The sequence below is a fragment of the Candidatus Rhodobacter oscarellae genome (genome assembly GCF_001078595.1).
Taxonomy (GTDB): Bacteria; Pseudomonadota; Alphaproteobacteria; order Rhodobacterales; family Rhodobacteraceae; genus Rhodobacter_B; species Rhodobacter_B oscarellae.
Genome location: NZ_LFTY01000002.1, coordinates 879,443 through 896,660 on the forward strand (window position 1 = coordinate 879,443; position 17,218 = coordinate 896,660).

General features: G+C 53.4%; 8 protein-coding genes and 1 pseudogene. 6 read left to right on the forward strand and 3 right to left on the reverse strand.

Annotation, left to right across the window (positions count from 1 at the left end):
* Complete coding sequence (locus tag AIOL_RS09200) at positions 1-1,326, forward strand: glycoside hydrolase family 28 protein (RefSeq protein ID WP_049642710.1); 1,326 nt, start codon at positions 1-3, stop codon at positions 1,324-1,326.
* Positions 1,327-1,345: 19 nt separating this feature from the next.
* Here the strand turns inward: AIOL_RS09200 and AIOL_RS26120 are convergent, their stop codons facing one another.
* Positions 1,346-1,477, reverse strand: coding sequence for a hypothetical protein (locus tag AIOL_RS26120; protein WP_268760199.1), 132 nt, complete (start codon positions 1,475-1,477; stop codon positions 1,346-1,348).
* A gap of 625 nt (positions 1,478-2,102) precedes the next feature.
* A pseudogene (locus AIOL_RS09205) lies at positions 2,103-2,604 on the reverse strand (transposase); the annotation flags it as partial.
* Positions 2,605-2,680: 76 nt separating this feature from the next.
* Here AIOL_RS09205 and AIOL_RS26315 point away from each other — a divergent pair.
* On the forward strand, positions 2,681-2,845 hold the full coding sequence (locus AIOL_RS26315; protein ID WP_082152498.1) for an integrase core domain-containing protein: 165 nt from the start codon (positions 2,681-2,683) through the stop codon (positions 2,843-2,845).
* A 57-nt stretch (positions 2,846-2,902) separates the two neighbouring features.
* Here the strand turns inward: AIOL_RS26315 and AIOL_RS24960 are convergent, their stop codons facing one another.
* Positions 2,903-5,422, reverse strand: coding sequence for a vWA domain-containing protein (locus tag AIOL_RS24960; RefSeq protein ID WP_160314441.1), 2,520 nt, complete (start codon positions 5,420-5,422; stop codon positions 2,903-2,905).
* 220 nt (positions 5,423-5,642) lie between these two features.
* On the opposite strand from AIOL_RS24960, the gene AIOL_RS09215 reads away from it, so the two are divergent.
* From AIOL_RS09215 to AIOL_RS09230, 4 genes are read left to right on the forward strand one after another with little or no spacing between them, the layout of a single operon-like run.
* Positions 5,643-9,059 (forward strand): tubulin-like doman-containing protein, encoded by a 3,417-nt coding sequence (locus tag AIOL_RS09215; protein ID WP_049642712.1) that lies wholly within the window; start codon positions 5,643-5,645, stop codon positions 9,057-9,059.
* Complete coding sequence (locus AIOL_RS09220; RefSeq protein WP_049642713.1) at positions 9,056-11,095, forward strand: hypothetical protein; 2,040 nt, start codon at positions 9,056-9,058, stop codon at positions 11,093-11,095. The genes AIOL_RS09215 and AIOL_RS09220 overlap by 4 nt, the downstream gene beginning before the upstream one ends.
* Positions 11,065-14,604 carry a hypothetical protein gene (locus AIOL_RS09225; RefSeq protein WP_152912441.1) on the forward strand — a complete coding sequence of 1,180 codons (3,540 nt, stop codon included), beginning with the start codon at positions 11,065-11,067 and terminating at the stop codon, positions 14,602-14,604. The genes AIOL_RS09220 and AIOL_RS09225 overlap by 31 nt, the downstream gene beginning before the upstream one ends.
* Positions 14,601-17,189: a hypothetical protein gene (locus tag AIOL_RS09230; protein ID WP_152912442.1), complete on the forward strand. Its 2,589-nt coding sequence runs from the start codon at positions 14,601-14,603 to the stop codon at positions 17,187-17,189. The genes AIOL_RS09225 and AIOL_RS09230 overlap by 4 nt, the downstream gene beginning before the upstream one ends.
* Positions 17,190-17,218: the final 29 nt, after the last annotated feature.

Genomic DNA, 17,218 nt, shown 5'->3' on the forward strand with positions numbered 1-17,218 from the left:
ATGACCGAAATCACGACCCCGCAAGTGGGCAATGTCATCACAACACAGCTGCAAGAGGCGATTGATCGCACTGCGGCGGCGGGCGGTGGCCGGGTGACGATCCCTGCGGGCCGATGGATAGCGGGGGCTATCCAGCTGCGGTCGGGGATCGATCTGCATGTCCCGCTTGGGGCCACGCTGGCCTGCTCGGAGGATTATGACGATTTCGCCACCGGGCAGGTCTCGGTCGTGGCCGAGGACAGCGACCGGGGGTTCCTGGTCGCGCGGGGTGCCCAGAACGTCTCGGTCACCGGCAAAGGCACGATACATGGCTCCGGTCCGAACTGGTGCTCGCGCGAGGGGCTGTTTGACGGCGTGAAATGGGCCAAGTTTCACCGCCCCCGGATGGTCGTGTTCGAGGCGTGCCGGGACGTCGAGATCCGGGATGTGACCTTCCTTGAGGCGCCGATGTGGACGGTGCATCTGATTGGCTGCGACCAGGTGCGCGTGACGGATCTGTCTATCCTCAACGATATGCTGATGCCAAACACCGATGGGGTGAACTTCGACAGCTGCCGGGATGTCTTCATGTCAGGGTGCCGGATCGTGGCGGCGGACGATTCGGTCTGCGTGAAGACCTGCGCCAAGCTCGACACGGCGCTGGAAGGCCCGGCGGAGCGCATTCACGTGACGAACTGCCATTTCACCTCGCGCAGTTGCTCTGTGAAGATCGGCACGGAGACCCATCAAGACGTGCGCGATGTGGTGCTGTCCGGGCTGACGATCACCGGGACAAACCGCGCCTTTGGGATCATGGCGCGGGATGGCGGGACGATTGAACGCATTCGGTTTGCCAACTCTACGGTCGATTGCAGTCAGGCGCCGCACACCTACTGGGGATCCGGGGAGCCGATCACAATCAACGCCCATGCGCGGGTGCGGGGGGCGACGCCGTCGCGTGTCCGCGACATTGCGGTGCATGGGATCACCGGGCGCTGCGAGGGCGCCATTGTGGTGCATGGCGACCCCGACATGCCGATCGAGAACGTCCAGATCTCAGCGGTGAACCTGCGGCAAGAGCCCGGGGATTTCCGGCATGAGCTGTTCCTCGACCTGCGTCCCGTGCCCGAGGATGTCAACGATCTGGACGATCCAGAGCTCGGGCGGCGCAACTGTTTCGTGCGCCGGCCAGATGGCGGGATCTATGGCATGGATGCCTACCCGAATGGTCTTCCAGGGGTGCTTGTGCGCCATGCCCGCGCTGTTCACATCGATAGCGTCCGGATCGACCGGCCGTCGCCGTTGCCACAAGGCTGGGCGCGAGATGTTCTGGATCAGGCCGAGTGAGGATCGGGCCGAGTGAGGATCAGGCCTCGCCGCGGATGATCCAATCGAGGGCCAGCGTCGTGCTCCATCCGTAGTCGTGGATGACAAGGTGGATCGAGGGGTGCTTTGGGTCGATTACCGCATCCGTCTTGCCTGTGTCTGACGTCAGCACCCTTGGGACAGTCTAGGCCCGTTGCGAAACGGAGGGTTTCCGGCTCATCGTAGACTTCGAGGATCGAAGATGAGTTCTACGACATCGTGTTCCGCAAGAATCTTTATCGGTAAGTCGAAGAGTTGCAGACCCATCTGGACGCGTGCTTGGCCAGGTACGACGAACAGCGGCCGCATTCGGGAAGTCACTGCTACGGCAAAACGCCTATGCAGACCTTCCGGGAAACGCTACACATCTCTGTCGAGAAGACGATCAAAACGCACGACCAATCGGACAGTGCACAACCCGATCTCGGCGTCGCAAGCTGAGCGGCCGTCAGATCAAATCTAGAGTTTTACAGCTGAGCAATGTCTATGAGCCGTTCCTTCTTCGCGGCGACAATGGCTTGGTGTTCACATCTCGCGCATACACCAAACTTGTCCGCAGCTAGGGATTGAAGCAGGCGTAAATCACGCCCCATTGCCCATAGTAGAACGGGATGATCAAGCATTCGGACATCTTGAATAACCCCGATTTGTAGGGAGTCTTGGTTTGATTTTCGGTTCCTGACGACCTATGCCACCGGATCTGTCGTCATGGTTTCGGATGTTTGGTTCTAGGCTCCGTTTTCCTGATCTACGTCACTGCCGCCCTTGACGATCTCACGTTCCTCGTCGGTTATGCGCTGCCGGGGCGCGGGCACGATGAATGCGTCAACGATCTGGCCGCCCATTGCGAGGTAACCCTCAGTTTTCAGGTGCGTGTCGAACTATTCGAACAGGCGATCCACTAGGGCCCGCACGCACCAGAGCCTCGCGGAACCGCCAGATCGTGGTCTCGTCAGGAACGCGGTCGCCGTCATCTAACCCTAGAAACCGGCCAAAGCTGCGCCGGTCGAGGATCTGAAACTCGGTTTGCGCGTCGGAAAGGCCATAGACCGCCTGCAACACCCGTGCCTTGAACATCATAACCGGGTCGAAAGCCGGACGGCCACCCTTGGCGCCATCAGAGCGGTTCAGCGCGACCTCCAGACCGATGCGGAAGATCTCGAATTCCAGAACCGAAGGAAGCCGCTCCAACGGGTCGCCCGCCTTCGAAAGGGCCGCATAGCGCTCATCAAGATCAAAGAATCCTCGCTGATCAGCCATACCATCCGCCATCGCAGCCCAAGAGAATGGAATCACGATACGCAGCTCAAAGCGATAGGTTTTTAAGGGCGTACGTTTGATCCGGTCTGTGAAGGTACAATGCGTCCATCGTCATCGCTTCGAAAGCTGGGGCCACGCGAGCCACGCTATCGGCGACTGGTTCCAGTTCTACAATCAAAATCGTCCGCATCAGGCACTTGCCATGCGCACACCAAACCAGGCATTCAAATTAGCAGCTTAACCTGAGCAGCTTCCACTGGGTCGATACACGTTTGCCTTGATGGTCTGACGAAGTGAATCAGGGTTGGATCAGCATGTCGATGACAGCATTCCAATCCGCGGTTGCGGTGTTCTTGACGTATGTCTCCCCAGACCAGGCCTGAATTTCGTAGTCTCCGGGCGGCAGATATGTGACCACGCGCGCTCCCACAAAGTAGTGCGATACCCCGGACACAGTCTCTTTGATTTCCCATTTGGCGTCAGGCTGCCCTATGTGGGGCGGTAGCTTAAGGTCGAATCTTGGTGGCGTAAAAATCGCCCGCACTTCTGTCTTGAACCCGTCTTTTACCAACACGGCGCTCTCAGACAGGTCTGATGAACGAAACGCGCCGACCTTTACGTCGACTGCTTGTGTTTTAAGGCCAACAAGCCGTTGCGGGTCCAATGGATTTGGCGTGCCGCTACCAGTGTATTCCGCGTTGACTTGGGGTGCCGTGAGGGTGCCGGTGGTGGTGTTATTCAGTTCAACATCCAAATCCAACGCGCCCGACGGGGCGGGTTTCATATCATGCAAGATGCGTTCAGTCGCCGGTCCCACTTTGAGGACATCATCGGCTGTCAACACCTCAGCCCCAGCGCATCTTGCGAATTCTTCAATATTTATAAGTCCCAATAGTCCGACGGACACCACATATTTGACTCTTATCTCTCGCAGGGATGGATCTGCAGCCATCTGTTTTTCGCGTTCGGCTCTTAAGCTTCTGACAGTTTCGCAGGGGTCTCCAGGGCAGGTATGCTCTTTTAGGTCTGTTATTACGGCAATGACCCCTCCCGTGTCTTCAAGCTCGCGCCAGGAATACTCAAGACCTTCTGCGAGTGAAGTATTGCCGTTGGCATTCAACTGATTGATCCGCGCGATCGCCGCGTCCGTGATTGTCGTGTTGGCGGCACCCAGGCCAAACTCTAGATCCGTGTTACACGTGCCAACGCCCTGCTGGTTGGCCCCGAAATGCACCAGAGCAAAGTTCTCGTTGGGCAGTGCGGCCAAACCGGTCAGCAATTGTTCGGACGTTTCCTTAGCGACGTTCCAATATAGCAGGCCAGACTTTATGCGGTTCTTATTCATGCTGCCTGAGGCGTCCAGCAGAATAACCATATCGTCGAAGTCAGGATAAGATGCGCCGCCGAACGTCAACCCAGCGCCCCGTGGTATGGACTTGAGGTTATCATCAAGTCTTAGAATCGTCGGCGTGTCACCGTCGCACGAAGCAAGGTAACCTTGAATTCTGGTGGACAGGATGAGGCCCCGCCGGATCCACGTGATCCGAGCCGAGAACGCGCGCCCGGCTCTACAAGTTGCGCCCTTCTCTAGTGTTAACTCAAGCGGTGCTACGCCTTGCTTACGCTGGATGTCTAATCTAGTGACCGTATTGCCAATCCCGCCGGATCCTAGGCCCAGTTTCGCTTGAATGTTATTGCTCGCGAACGTGATCGCGGCGGGGGTTTCCCCTTTTTTGGATTTCCCAAAAGGTTCAGTTGTTACCAAAGTGACGGTGGCATTTCCTTGTCTGATTGCCAAGTCGGAGACCGACTTGAGGAATGTCTTGCCTTGCGGTTGACTGGGCACTGTTGCGGGCCCTGTCGCAGGTGAAACTGGCGGGCTTGTTTGCACAATTGGCGTGGTTCTAGGCGGTTTATGGGGAGGTGTGATAGGAGTGGTTGCCGATGCCGCGCAATTGAAGGGCGCAGAGGCCGGTTGAGCGGGCGCGGCGGAACATGGGCCGCTGGTGTTCAAAGCTTGGAACGGCGGCTTCACCGGGGGCACGTCGGGGCATGTCATGTCGCCGAACCCAAGAAACTCGCGGACTGGGCCGGAGCCGGCGGGGTTGTTTTGTGAGATCATTGCGGCATAGGCGCGCCCCACATTCCCGTTGGGAATGGCGCCGCCGGGCATATGGCCGATCGCCTTTATGCCCCAGCGGTCTATCTCTGCGGCCGCGTCGTTCGACGCGATCGACTGGACCATGCAATATTCAGAGACCTCATGAGTATCCATCGAAACGTATTTTCCCGGAATCGCTATTTCTGTTTTGGCGGCGACAAAATGAATGTTGGCGCGAGGTTCGGTACTTGCAATGATGTCAGGTTCGTCCTCAAGCTCTCGTAGGTAATCGTGAAAGCGCTTGTTTAGATTGACGAGATATACCCTTCGGTTAGCATTCGCACGCCTTGCGTTATTCGAAAGCCAATTCGCGATCATCTCTTTTCCGGGTGGACTCTTAATTGCCGTCACGGTTGTGTTAAGCGGACGAGGATGTGTAATTGTCTCCAGCCTCACTCGCTGCCCAACTGCGTGTTGCTCAATGTACTGTGCCAGTTCTGCCTGTCGTTGTTCGTCGCCGTGGGCCAACCTCAGATCCAAATACATTATTGTAACATGCGGGTTCGGGAACAGGTCAGCGGTAGCTGCCTGACCAAGACAGACCCCAAAAAAAGCTACGAGAAGCGCCACACGTTCAAAATATCGGTTCAAGAATCCAACCCAACAATCTTCTGTCTTCAGGAACACATTGCATGTTTCCATAAAATTCCAAAGCATCCAAGTTTTTCTGGCTGTACAGGCGCATAATTTGATCCGGACTGGAGGCATTCGCGCACTTTGAATGAAAGCTATTCAAAGCGAACACCGAGCTGACGACTTGCAATTCTTAAGTACCCGCGAAACACTGTCAAAAGTTCTGGACGATATCGCTAACGCACTTTTAGTTAATAAGTACAGCGCTTAGCTATTGAGAAACACAATTTTGAAAGGGATTAGCATGGTCGATCAATCCTTTAGGCCTACGGTGCTGATAGGCGTGGGTGGAACCGGTTGCCGTATAGCCGAACGCGTTTACCGCAGAGCTCTGACACAAGAGACGGGGTTGTCTGGCAAGCTTGCCGTTCTTGGCTTCGACACTGATCTCAATGATATGAACAAGCTAAAGGCCATCGAGCCCTCGAATCGATTTCGTTTCTCGTCGAAGGACCGCATTCGCGACTATATCCACAAACATCACGCGTTGACTGCGGATTTTATGGTGGATGAGAACACTTTGCCGCAGCGGTTCTTGAATAAATCCTTGATTGAGGGTGCTGGGCAGATTCGCATGCTGTCTCACATGGGGTTCTTTACGGCGCAAGCCTCCAAGTCTATGGAGCAGCAAGTTTCCAATGTGTTTTCCTCGCTAGCACGCATGGACAACACAGAGAACTTTCAGGGCTTTATCAACGTTATGATGGTCGGCTCGATCGCGGGTGCCACGGGCTCGGGCTCGTTCATTCAGATTGCTATGATGCTCAAGCAGGCCGCGCGGAACATCGAGATTGATATCCGAGGGATTTTCTTGATGCCGGACGTCTACACGAATGCTGCGAATTTGCCGGTAGATCAGATCCCGAATGTAAAAGGCGGGGGATATGCAGCCCTTAAGGAACTGAACGCTGTGAATGTGCTTGCAGAAGGTAAGCAGAAAAATCTTAACTTCAAATATGAATACGCGCCCGACCAATTTATCGGCACCTCCAATTTTCCGTTCGAAAGTGTGACATTAATAGATTTTGAGTCGGTAGACGGCCGGTCTTTGGGGCGGTCCTTGCCGTCCTACATCACCATGTGCGAGCGCGCCGTCTATCAGCAGATTTTTTCTCCCATCGGGGGGCGAATGCGGTCAATCGAGGTGAATGATACGCGCGCGCTCCTCTTTGCTGCGGCCGAAGGCATTCACAACATCTACTCCGGTGTCGGGCTGTCATCGATCATATACCCCTCAGAGCATAATGGATCATACCTTACATATCGGTTTGCGCTTGAAATGCTGTCTGGTGACTGGACTCGTCTTGACAAGCAATACAACGAGAAAGTTCGCAACTACCAACAGCAGCGTGCCGCGGGAAACGTTCTATCGGCAGAGCCCAGAAAGCGCGACAGCTATCTGGAGGATCTCGACCGTTTGGCAAAGTCAGAACGCAGCGCGTTTTTTGTTGCCATCAATGAAAATCTCAACCCAAAGATCGAGGACGAGCGTGGGAACGTGCGTGAGGTCTCAATGCCCACGGAGTTCCTCAAAGCTCTTTTGGCCAAGGTCTCTGTCGATTTTTGGGATAGCAAAGACTTGAACGGCGCAGGAACTAAGGCCAATATCGTACCGGAAACGTTGGGAAATCCGGCTTCTCTTGCGGGCGATGTTAAAGATCTCGAGCGAGGGCTTGATCGTGACCTCGCCAAGCTCGATGAGGTGTTGCGGGATAAGCCGCGTGATATTCTGACCAACTCCCTCTCTTTCGCAGATACTCTGGGTCAGGCCCAATGGGCCGATCATCACATCCAATCCCATATCGTAAAGAACGGGCCGCATGTTGTTCAGGTCCGAGCCTTCCTATACCGCCTGCAGCAATTGATTGAGGAACGGTTGGAAGGTTTGGACCCGAGCGAGCAGCGTCAAAAGCTATTCCGTTTTGCCAACGTTTTTGAAGAAGAGCCGGACAAGACCCGTAGCCAACGCGGCACCGCGGGTGTTCTGGAAAAGGCAACGGAGGCGGTCAAAGGCAAGGGTATCGGTAAACTCATAGGGCGCAATCAAACCGGTGCCTTCGTGGAAGAGTACGTAACATATTACAACAACTCTCTAAAAGCGATGCGTCGCTTTGCGGAAGAGGCAATTGAGTTGGGCATGCTGCGTGAACTTCGCAAGGAGATTGACGCGCTCGAAGAGATTGTTACGGGCGTGTTCACCGAGATAGAGAGCCTGATCGTTGAGCTTGAAAAGGCTTGCACCGAGCAAGAGCATACCTACGATTCCCTGGCATCTTTGGATGGCAACTATTGGGTCTACGGATCGTCAAAGGCCAAGCAAGCGCTGTGGGAGACCATGTCGGAGCGTGTTGCTGGGGTCGGTGACGAGGCCGGGATGAACGAGAGTCTGACGGACGCAATATACCGTAAGTACCGGTTGGACAAAAAAAATGTGAACGCAGAAGAACCTACCAATATTAGGCAGTTGTTCCAAGACACTGTGATCGACGGTTATGCGCGCCAACGCGTTACTCAAGAGAACAAATCAGTTTATGACATGACCGTTGTGCAGGCCGTACAGAATGAAGCGGCATTGATGGGTGAAGACTGGCGCATCAAGTTGCGGGACATCGTGCGCGTGGTCAGCGCACAATCGACGCCGCTCTTGGGGATCAAAGATCCGTCCCGAAACGGGCAACGCATTATGTTCTGGTCTGTCAATCCTCTTCTTGAGCAGCAGATCAACGATCCAGCAATGTTCCAAGAGATGTTCACGTTGAACCAAGGCGAAGCACCCGTCGTTCTGGAAGAATTTTCGGTCCAAGAACTCACATGCGTTAACACCTTAGTCAATCTGGATCTTAACCAACTTTCCAAACTGTCTACGCAAGACATCGTCATGGGAATCCCCGGCAACAAAGGGTCGTACTACGTTGAATATGAGAAGATGATTGAGGGTCTCATAGCCGACGCAACTTCTGAAAAGAAGACTGGGCAGTTTACACCGCACATCCACCGGGATTGGCACTTGCCGGGCGTTTTGCCTGAGATTGACCCCGATGTTGCGGACAGCCTTGTAAGCAAGATCAGCAAAGGATTGGTCATCGCGCGCGGTTTGGGCGTACTAAATGTTGAGGTCGAATATGGGAACTCGGCAATTGTCTACAACTCTGTGGGGAAGCGGAAGACCAATGGCGTGCGAGATGTCCTCTGCCAGGGTGCGGACTGGTATCTGGCGACCCGCGAATTCGAACGCAAGGCCTCACTGGCCGATGATGCTTTGGCGTATTGGGACGAGACGCTGCTGACTATGGCGGACAAGATGCGGCGGCCTGTCGATTCATATGATGAATCCTTTGCGTTTGAGAGTATAGTTAATGCCGAGTTTGTTACAACATTGCTCGAAATCAGCACGAACCGAATTGATGCCGATCAGCGCGATAAGAAGACCGCCGAAAGCCTAAAGGCCTGGGCTCAGCTTGTGGGTGAGATCGTTGAAAAATACCGCGGTGATCTCGGTATTGTTGGACGCAATCAAGAGGCGGAACGCCTGGTAGAGGGCACTCGGCACGCCTCGTTGGAACTCATTGGCAAACATGTCGGTAGCGAAACTCATCGTGCGCTCGAAATGGCTTTTGGGCAGGCGATGGATGCATATTATGCAAGCCGAGGTACCGCATGACCCGTATATTGGTCATCAACCTTGCCAAGAAGTTCAATTTCGTAAGGTTCGCTCGAACCGATGCGGTGGATCTTTTCCCCGCAGAAAGCGGGGTAACACTGATTGACTCGACTGCAAACCAAGAATGGGCGCATGACGAGATATGGCAAGACTGGCCGAAGCAGATCGAGCGTGATCCGAAGACAATCGCGGACGAGGTACTTGACCATTCTCTTTTTGACACGGATTATGAAAATCGAGTAGTCGTCGCGCTTATTGTCGATGAAATCGCCGATCTTACTCCAACAGACACAAACGAGGCGGACCCGGTGGCACAGACTGCCATCGCGAATGTCAATGAAGTAATTGATAGGCAGTCTGAACGACAAGCCCAGCAGATTCCCTTCATTGGGATTTGTGTGTCGCGGCCAGACAACGCGATTCAGCGTGACGCTGCAGTTAACTTCATTGATGGTGACTCTAATATCGACGCAATCGTCGCATTAGGGGACAACCGGCATATACGCGAAGTTGACCTGGGCGTCCGTTTAATCTTGGACATGTTAACTCGGATCGATTCTGACATTGAAGCTAAAATGTTGTTTACGGGGGCGGCGCGCAATGCCTTCGTGCTCACCGTTCCTAATTCCGAAGCCACACGGGCGAACTTGCTTCGTTACAACTTTTGCATCTCTGTCCAAGGCAAGAGAGAAGCCGGCATAGGTGAGACTACTTCTGCGGCAAGGGACAGTGCCGCGTTCACCGGGCTGGCTGACATTATCGATCAGGTTGAAGAAGGAGTCACTGCGCTGGAGAAATCTGGCGTTGATCCGTTGGAAACTAAGCCATTCGACATCGTGGGCGTGGCACCGAGGTTCAAGTCGGCTGATCTACTTTCCAATTTGGACAAAGCGAGCAGAGAATACAGCAGAGGAACTCTGGTAGCAGTCCGAGAACGCGTGGCTTCCGAAGTTGAAGCAGCGCGTTATGACGGGGTTGAGGGCATACGCACAGAAGCAGATGTGCGGGAGCTTATCGACACTATCATTTTTCCGCCAATCCAGTTTCGACAGAACTTGGTAAATGCCATCGAGAATAGCCTATCTCGAATGGTCAAGGATAGCTGCAACGAAAGAGCGGGGCAGGTCAGTGAGCTCCGTGAGAGAATTGGAAGCTATTTTAGTTTGGAGAGTGACCCACGCATTGATGAATTGGTTGAGAACGAAAAAGTTATCGACGGGCTAGATCTGAAGCAACTCGGAACAGCGCGTTCTCTGGTGGGTTTTTGGAGAGCGCATGACGCATTGATGACGGCCGCAAGACGCTTGCCGACGCGGCTCTTTTGTTTCGCGACATATGCCGGGGTGTGTCTAGCCGTTTATGCGGTTGGATTCTCCTATATGTGGGGGACGTATATTAAACCTGCCTTAAGGAACGGCAGCACGGGGCCAAAGCTAAGCGACTATGATGTATGGCAATTCTTCGCTCTGGCGATGCAGCGAGACCCCAATGTGCCTTCATTTGATCTGATTTTCATCGTCGTGTTGGTTATCACTTTTCTTCTGCTTGCCGCGAAGTTGGCGTTCCGCCGATACCAAAAACAGGCGCGACGGGCGCATGCGGCCCTCGTTGACCGTGCGGCAAAAGTAGCCTCTGAATACAGTCAGTTGTTGCACGATATCGTAGAGTATCGGCGACGCGCGCGTGGGTTACAACTGCGCAACGCGTTGCTACAATGTATTGAAGGACAAGAGGCACGAACCAAAGCGAAAAAGTTCGCAGAAGCCGAAGCGGCGCTGCAGTTGTCAACGGCGGCGCAGAAAGCGGTAACCTCAAGCGATCGACCAGAACTACCTGACCGCGCTGCGAAAATCCTAAAGGACGAAGCAATGACACATCGCTGGATCCCGGATTACTTCAAGAGTGTACCAAAGTTGAAGCGGCGTGAAATTATTATTCGGGACGCCATGTTCGGGAACGAGCGTCCCATCACTACAGATATTCTCTTTGAAAACATAGAGATCGAGTGGCAATCTTTGGAGAATTGGAACACCTGAGAATGGCGGCTTTTGCTGAATACCTATTTGCGGTTTTTGCCTTCGTCATATGGTGGTTTGTTGTTTCTCTGGCTTTTCGCATGTCTTTGGGTCATCAGCGCTTGCCTCGGGTTGTCATCGGCGCAATGGCCTTTTTGCTGATATCAATTTGGTTCCACGTGGATAACGTACCGCCAATTGAAGTATCCAATTTTGTCGAAAGCCTTTTCGGAAATCTAGGGGCATCAATCGATGCCGCAATCTCTTGGATTGGTTCTGTGTTCGGCGTTAATTGGGCAACCAATCTAGCAGTCACATTCAAAAACGCTTGGGCGAATTTCGACGATATGATCTCCAACCCACTGTCCGTAGGTGCGGGCGTAGGCGGTTTAGCGTTCTTTGCGAACTTGGTTTTGGTGGCCGCGTACGTTGTCGTCCGGCTGTTTTTGGTTGGGGCGATTCAACTGGTGGCAGTCTTTTGGAGGATGGCGACGGCCTCTGACGAGCAAGAAGATGAGGAGGATCCCGCAGCCTCGAAAGACAGCTTCGAAGCCGAAGGCATCATATGGTGGTTTGACACCCGTTCTGTAAAAACAGCGACACTGTATTTTTATCGCATCAGCGTCGGTATATTGGGTGTCTGTTTGGCCACTTATGCATGGGACCATATTACGTCTATCCCACTTAGTTTTCGAGGGCAGGGCATCCGTGATGATATTTTGCATATCTATTGGGCCGGGCTGATTATTTTTACCGGCGAACTCACTAATGCGGTGCGGCAGAAGGGGCGTTTTGATAGGTTTGTGGAGCGATTTCAGAAAGCCGCGGAAACCGAGGAGGACGATAGCCTAGCCCAGCTTTTTGCAGACTATAAAACGTCGCATGGTCATTCCGACTGGCTCTTTTCGAAAGAATTTGTCCCAGACCCGGATTTGCCCGAGTATAATGCTCAAGAGGCTCATGGTCGCCAAGCGGCGGCGGCAGGCCTTGGAGCCTTTAGCGTCGGGAAAAAGCTCTATAGATTGAAAGAAGGCACGTTAACGGACTCTGACTTTGATTTCCTGGCAAAGCTCGTAAAGGTTACGAAAGACTACGGTGGTACGGTCTTGATACTTTGTCCGCAAAGTCAGCATGATGACCAGCGGCCGGTGGAAGACGAACTGTATTATCCGGACGATGTCGGACGACAATTGATTTCGAATATCAGCGGTTCGATGGGCGGGACCGTCTTTGCTGTAACGCAGAATGTGCGATTTATGGGCGACGGCACCGCCGCAACTGACATAGAATACAACGTGATCGTAGGGTCAGAGTTTGAGTTGGCGGACGCCATTAGCGGGCCGCAGGACTCGGTCTATGAAGCACTAAGGCGGATCCGTTGCATCATCTTTGTAGAATTTCAGCGGCTAGACTCAGGTGTAATATCCTTACAAATTCAAAGGTTGCGCCGCTTGACCGACGAAAGAGAAGTTTCGGTTTATTGCCAATCCGACGGTCGGCAAGGGCTTCTAGAGACGCTTAGAAATCTATTCCAGGTCAACGACGTAGATGCATTCAATCCGTACTCTTCTACCGGCCCAGCCCAAACCCGGCGCTTCTGGCTTCTTTGGCGACACTCAAGCGGACTTATGGCACGTGTCACCAAGTTCGCTGGGCTGACAAAGGAACAAAATCCACTTTCTGAGACATTGCCTCTATTGCTATTGAACACTTTTGCGCAAAGGTTCCAGGCTGCCATCTATGACCCCTCGGGTCGTATTAGGTTGAGTGATTGGCGGCACAGGTGGTTTTCCGTCCTTCAGGGCCGTGCAAAACGTAACTACCGCAAGCTTGCTGGAATGGTGCAACGCGCTCAGCCGTTTAGCCTTTTTCGCGGGAAGGCTGTCGGACAGGTGGTATTCCAAGAAGATTTCTCAAATATCTTTGATGCGATCCAGCGATACAAGAATTTCGAGCATAGCGGCGACACTATGATCCACATCGTGTCGAGCTGGTATCCCATGCGGGATTTCTTGTTCCACAAACTTCAAAGCGAAAATCGCGAAAAATCGTATGATCTTACGGCCAATGAGGACCTAAAGCCGATCCAACCTCGGCCGCGCCACGGAGTGAAACAGGTCGCCATCGAACTATATGACGCCTTATCGCGCGGCGGCGTAGCTGAACGCCGCATTCATAACATTCTGTATAGAGAGACATCTGATCTAACACCTTCTCTCTTGAAAAAACTCGGGGCGACGTCTTCACAGCGCGGGTTAGAGTTTTTGTTTCTGCGTGTTCTGGGACTTGATCTCAAGGTGAAACGCGATCTGGACCCTGATGATCGAAAAAGCAGTATAGCGTTGGATCATGCTGAGCCACCCAAGAACTTTTATCTTGCTCGAGTCAATTGGGAGGCCGAAGGCGATCACAGGCGCCCAATAGCAAACATCTACACAGGTGACTATGGACTGACTTATGCAAAAAACACTTACCTCTCGTTTGGTCGGGGCACCTTTCAGGTCAAGAGCGTAAAGAGTATTGAGGAACCATTCCAGGTTGAAACCGAGATTTTGGTTCGCGACGAGGACCCGCGGGCCGAAGGGTATTATGCACGCCCGTTGGTGAAATTTTGCCGAAACTACATAATTCTGAATGAGCATCAGCGATTTGTGGGCACCGACTATGCTGAGGACGTAAAGAAATACCCAGCGATCTTAATTGAGAAAGGGGATCAAAGGCGGCCTTCTCCTGGTCAGACCGCCCGTAGGCTTGTCCACCTGAGTTTCCAACGCGAGACCTTTGGGCGCTACGGACATGAACATAATGTGCCGTTCGGGGAGGCACAGCATATCGATTATAGTGCCATGGGAGGCAACGACGATTGGCAGGGGACACCGACCGGCGTGAAGATTTCGCGCATTCATCAGCCTTGTTTGGTGCTGTCAACCGTCAACCTCTCAAATCAAAAGGATACTAAGGCGCCGGAAATTCGCAAAAAGGTGGCTTTCACGCTTGCGGCAACTCTGAACGACATGATTGCCTCGCTTTTTCCAAAAGAGGCGCATCGGATCGCAGTGATTTCGCCTCAAGCTAAACCTAAATTCCCTAAAATGCGCCGCGCAGATGTATCGTCGGGCATTCGTCATGATGAGGACCTGGACGCCTATGTGGACCTTACGTACCCTCACTTTAGTGAACCGGACGAGGAACCAGACGAACAAATTGGCATTCCGTTGGATTGGTCGCAAAAATACGGAGACTTATTTGGCGACGGATTTATTGGCGAGCAAACGTCCATTGACCCCGACCAGATACAAGCCAATTCCAAGTCGGATAGAATTGACCTGCTTGTGTTTGAGGATGCGAGCCTGGACCTGGGGGTGGTTCGTGCCATGGAACATACGTGGCCAACAATAGAGCGTATTTGGATAGAGTATTTGGCTTGGTTGGCGGAAATACCCAATGCCGAAAACCCCTATGCATTTGGCACCGCGGGCGTAGCTAGCCAATTCGAATTCGAAGCGGCTTTAGATTGGATGCGGGCATGAGTTTCCGCCTTTTATTTCGGTGGCGAACTCTACTTTGGTTAGTCCTTGTTTCAATTGTATTTTTACAAGCAGCCCAGGCCCGTGTGATTGGGATCGTCTATGATGATTCCGGTTCCATGACGAATGCGGGCACTGTGCATCTGCCGACATTCGGGGCACAGTTTATCGTTTCGACCCTAGAGGGGAACGACCCAAATGACCCAGACCGTCTGTTCTACGGGCGTTTGAATCAATCTCGGCCGTCATCGCCGGGCATCAATACCACCGGTGCCCAGCAGTCTGCCATTCAAACGATCGAACGGCAATTCACATCGGGCGGGGGGAATACTCCGATAAAGATGGTCGGCGATATGCTTGATGCCATCTTGGCGGCGCAAAGGGACGGTGAAGAAGTATATCTCGTCGTCATAACGGATGGCCAATTCGGTGGCGACTTTAACCGTTTCCAGCGGCAGGTCCAAGCCGCTCTGCGCGACGCCAAAGGCCCGATCCGCAGCGAGTTCGTCCTGATAAATCCCTCCGATAGCGACAGTTTTGTGCAGTCCGTTCGAGATCAAGATGTGTTCCCTTTCTTGAACACAAGTTTCAACGGTTCGGCTGACGATGGATTTCACAATGTTACGAATTTCGACGCGATGTTCGAGGCCGTCAAAGCCATCACAGCTCGTATTTCCGGTACGGAAGACCTTGGCCAAGCCAACAACATCCGCAAGTCAGGTGCCACGATGACGCTGGAGAGCCCGTTCTCCATTTCGCGCATCGTTGCGGTTTCCTCTAGCGAAGATGGAAGCCCGCCGCCTAGTGTTACTTCGACTTCGTTCACCGCAACAGACACGTTCAGTTTTGATTCTGGCATGACTGAACCAGACCGGGCCTCAGGATGGAACAAAATCGTAAAGGGCTACACCCAACATTTCGTTTTTCGCCCTGCGCTTTCGCCTGGAAAACATACGCTGGAATATGATCGGCAACTAAACAATGGATCCTTTCTACTTTTCGAAGCCGATGCAGTGGTCGATTTGCGGCTCTTTGACCCCAGCGGTCAGATGTTACAACCGGGCGCAGATGGTGTCATCGAAGTCACCTTGGATGCCGAGTATGATCTTCAGTCCCAAGTTTATTCCGAGAAATCGACAACCACTCCGGTGCCTTTTTCGGAAATCGATTCCAATGCCCGGTTCAAAACCGATGTGCGTGATCCAACCGATGCGCAAACATCCATTCCAATGCCGCGGAACGACGCGGCCGACCGTGCGGAGGGAAAAGCCACATTCACTCAGGTGGGCGAGCACACCTTGCGATCAGTGCTTCGCTGGCCTGGGTTCGTTTCACCCACGAGCAAGTCGATCAACGTGCGGGTGCTGGATCGACGTGCCGAAATGTCGATATCAATTGTGCCGACGAACCAGGACGGATCCGGCAACATTACCTTTGACGTGTTGGCGGGCGGCACATCCGCTTTGCAACGCATAGCCGTGATCAGCGTTCATGATGCCACTGGCCTAGCCGTTGAATACTCGATGACATTGAGTGAATTGCCAGGCTGGGCGGAACTGCAGCGCGCAAACGGAGACATTTTGGAGCCGAGTGATACCGTCCCAGTTTCCGAGAGTCTGACCTTGGTTGTGGACGGGAGCGCAATCACAAGCGGCAACCAAGTCAAGACGTGGCCTTTCGTTTTGGCGGCGCGTGCCGCAAGCCCCGTAATCGGTGAAGTTGAGGCGACTGGCACCATTCTGCCTGTTGTGGCGCCGGTTGTGTTGAACCCAGCCGGCCATTCCAAAGATCCAACCGGCACCACCCCATTGCCTATGAATGGGACCGAACTGCGCGAGAATAAACACAAGACCACAGGGAAAATAAACGGTTTAGATTTCCAGATTCGAGACGCACTGAGCAGCCCGGAAATTGGAAAGAACATAGAGGTCATCACGAATGCCCCGCTTGGGGTTGGTATCATTGCAGAGGTCAATGGCGATCTTGTATCGGCCTATCCCACCACCGCCTGGTGGTGCCCTTGTATTCTCTATTTCCGCGACGCACCGATCCAGGTCTTTGTAGAGTTCGATGATGGCAATGGATTGCAGCAAGCACGGAGCCCAAGCCAAACTCTGCAAGTCACCGTGACTGCGCGGGAGGCGATCACAAGTTGCCTGTTAATTCTGCTGGCCATACTGATCTTTCTTTACCTTCTAAAAGCGCTGCTGAACGGGTTGGCGACACAGCGATTTCCGAAACGCTCCATTGCCGAGATTGACGATAACTCCGAGGTGACTAAAAAGCAGCACCTGCGAGGCCGCAACCGGACTTTCTTCAAAGTGCTGGCATGGCCCATCTTTGGTGTGCCACACGAGCGCACAAGCGTTGGCGGCATTGCGTTGCAGGCGCGTAGGGGAGGGTGCCTTTTGCTGTTGACTGGGAGCAATCTGGGCTATGTCTCGGATACCTACGACGACCTTGAGGAATTCCGCGAGGACAACCCTAAGAAAGATCAGGTCGCAATCGGGTGGCTTGAAGAGTTCCAACGCAAAGATGGCTTCGGCGAAAAGATCCGCCTATTCCGAGATATTAGCGAAGCACGTTAGCGCTTCAACAAGCATCTCCGTTTCCCGGC

Excerpts from the sequence above, each read along its gene's own strand:
- AIOL_RS09200 (WP_049642710.1), top strand. The coding sequence starts at position 1 with ATGACCGAAATCACGACCCCGCAAGTGGGCAATGTCATCACAACACAG.
- AIOL_RS09220 (WP_049642713.1), top strand. The coding sequence starts at position 9,056 with ATGACCCGTATATTGGTCATCAACCTTGCCAAGAAGTTCAATTTCGTA.
- AIOL_RS09215 (WP_049642712.1), top strand. The coding sequence starts at position 5,643 with ATGGTCGATCAATCCTTTAGGCCTACGGTGCTGATAGGCGTGGGTGGA.
- AIOL_RS09230 (WP_152912442.1), top strand. The coding sequence starts at position 14,601 with ATGAGTTTCCGCCTTTTATTTCGGTGGCGAACTCTACTTTGGTTAGTC.
- AIOL_RS24960 (WP_160314441.1), bottom strand. The coding sequence starts at position 5,422 with ATGCTTTGGAATTTTATGGAAACATGCAATGTGTTCCTGAAGACAGAA.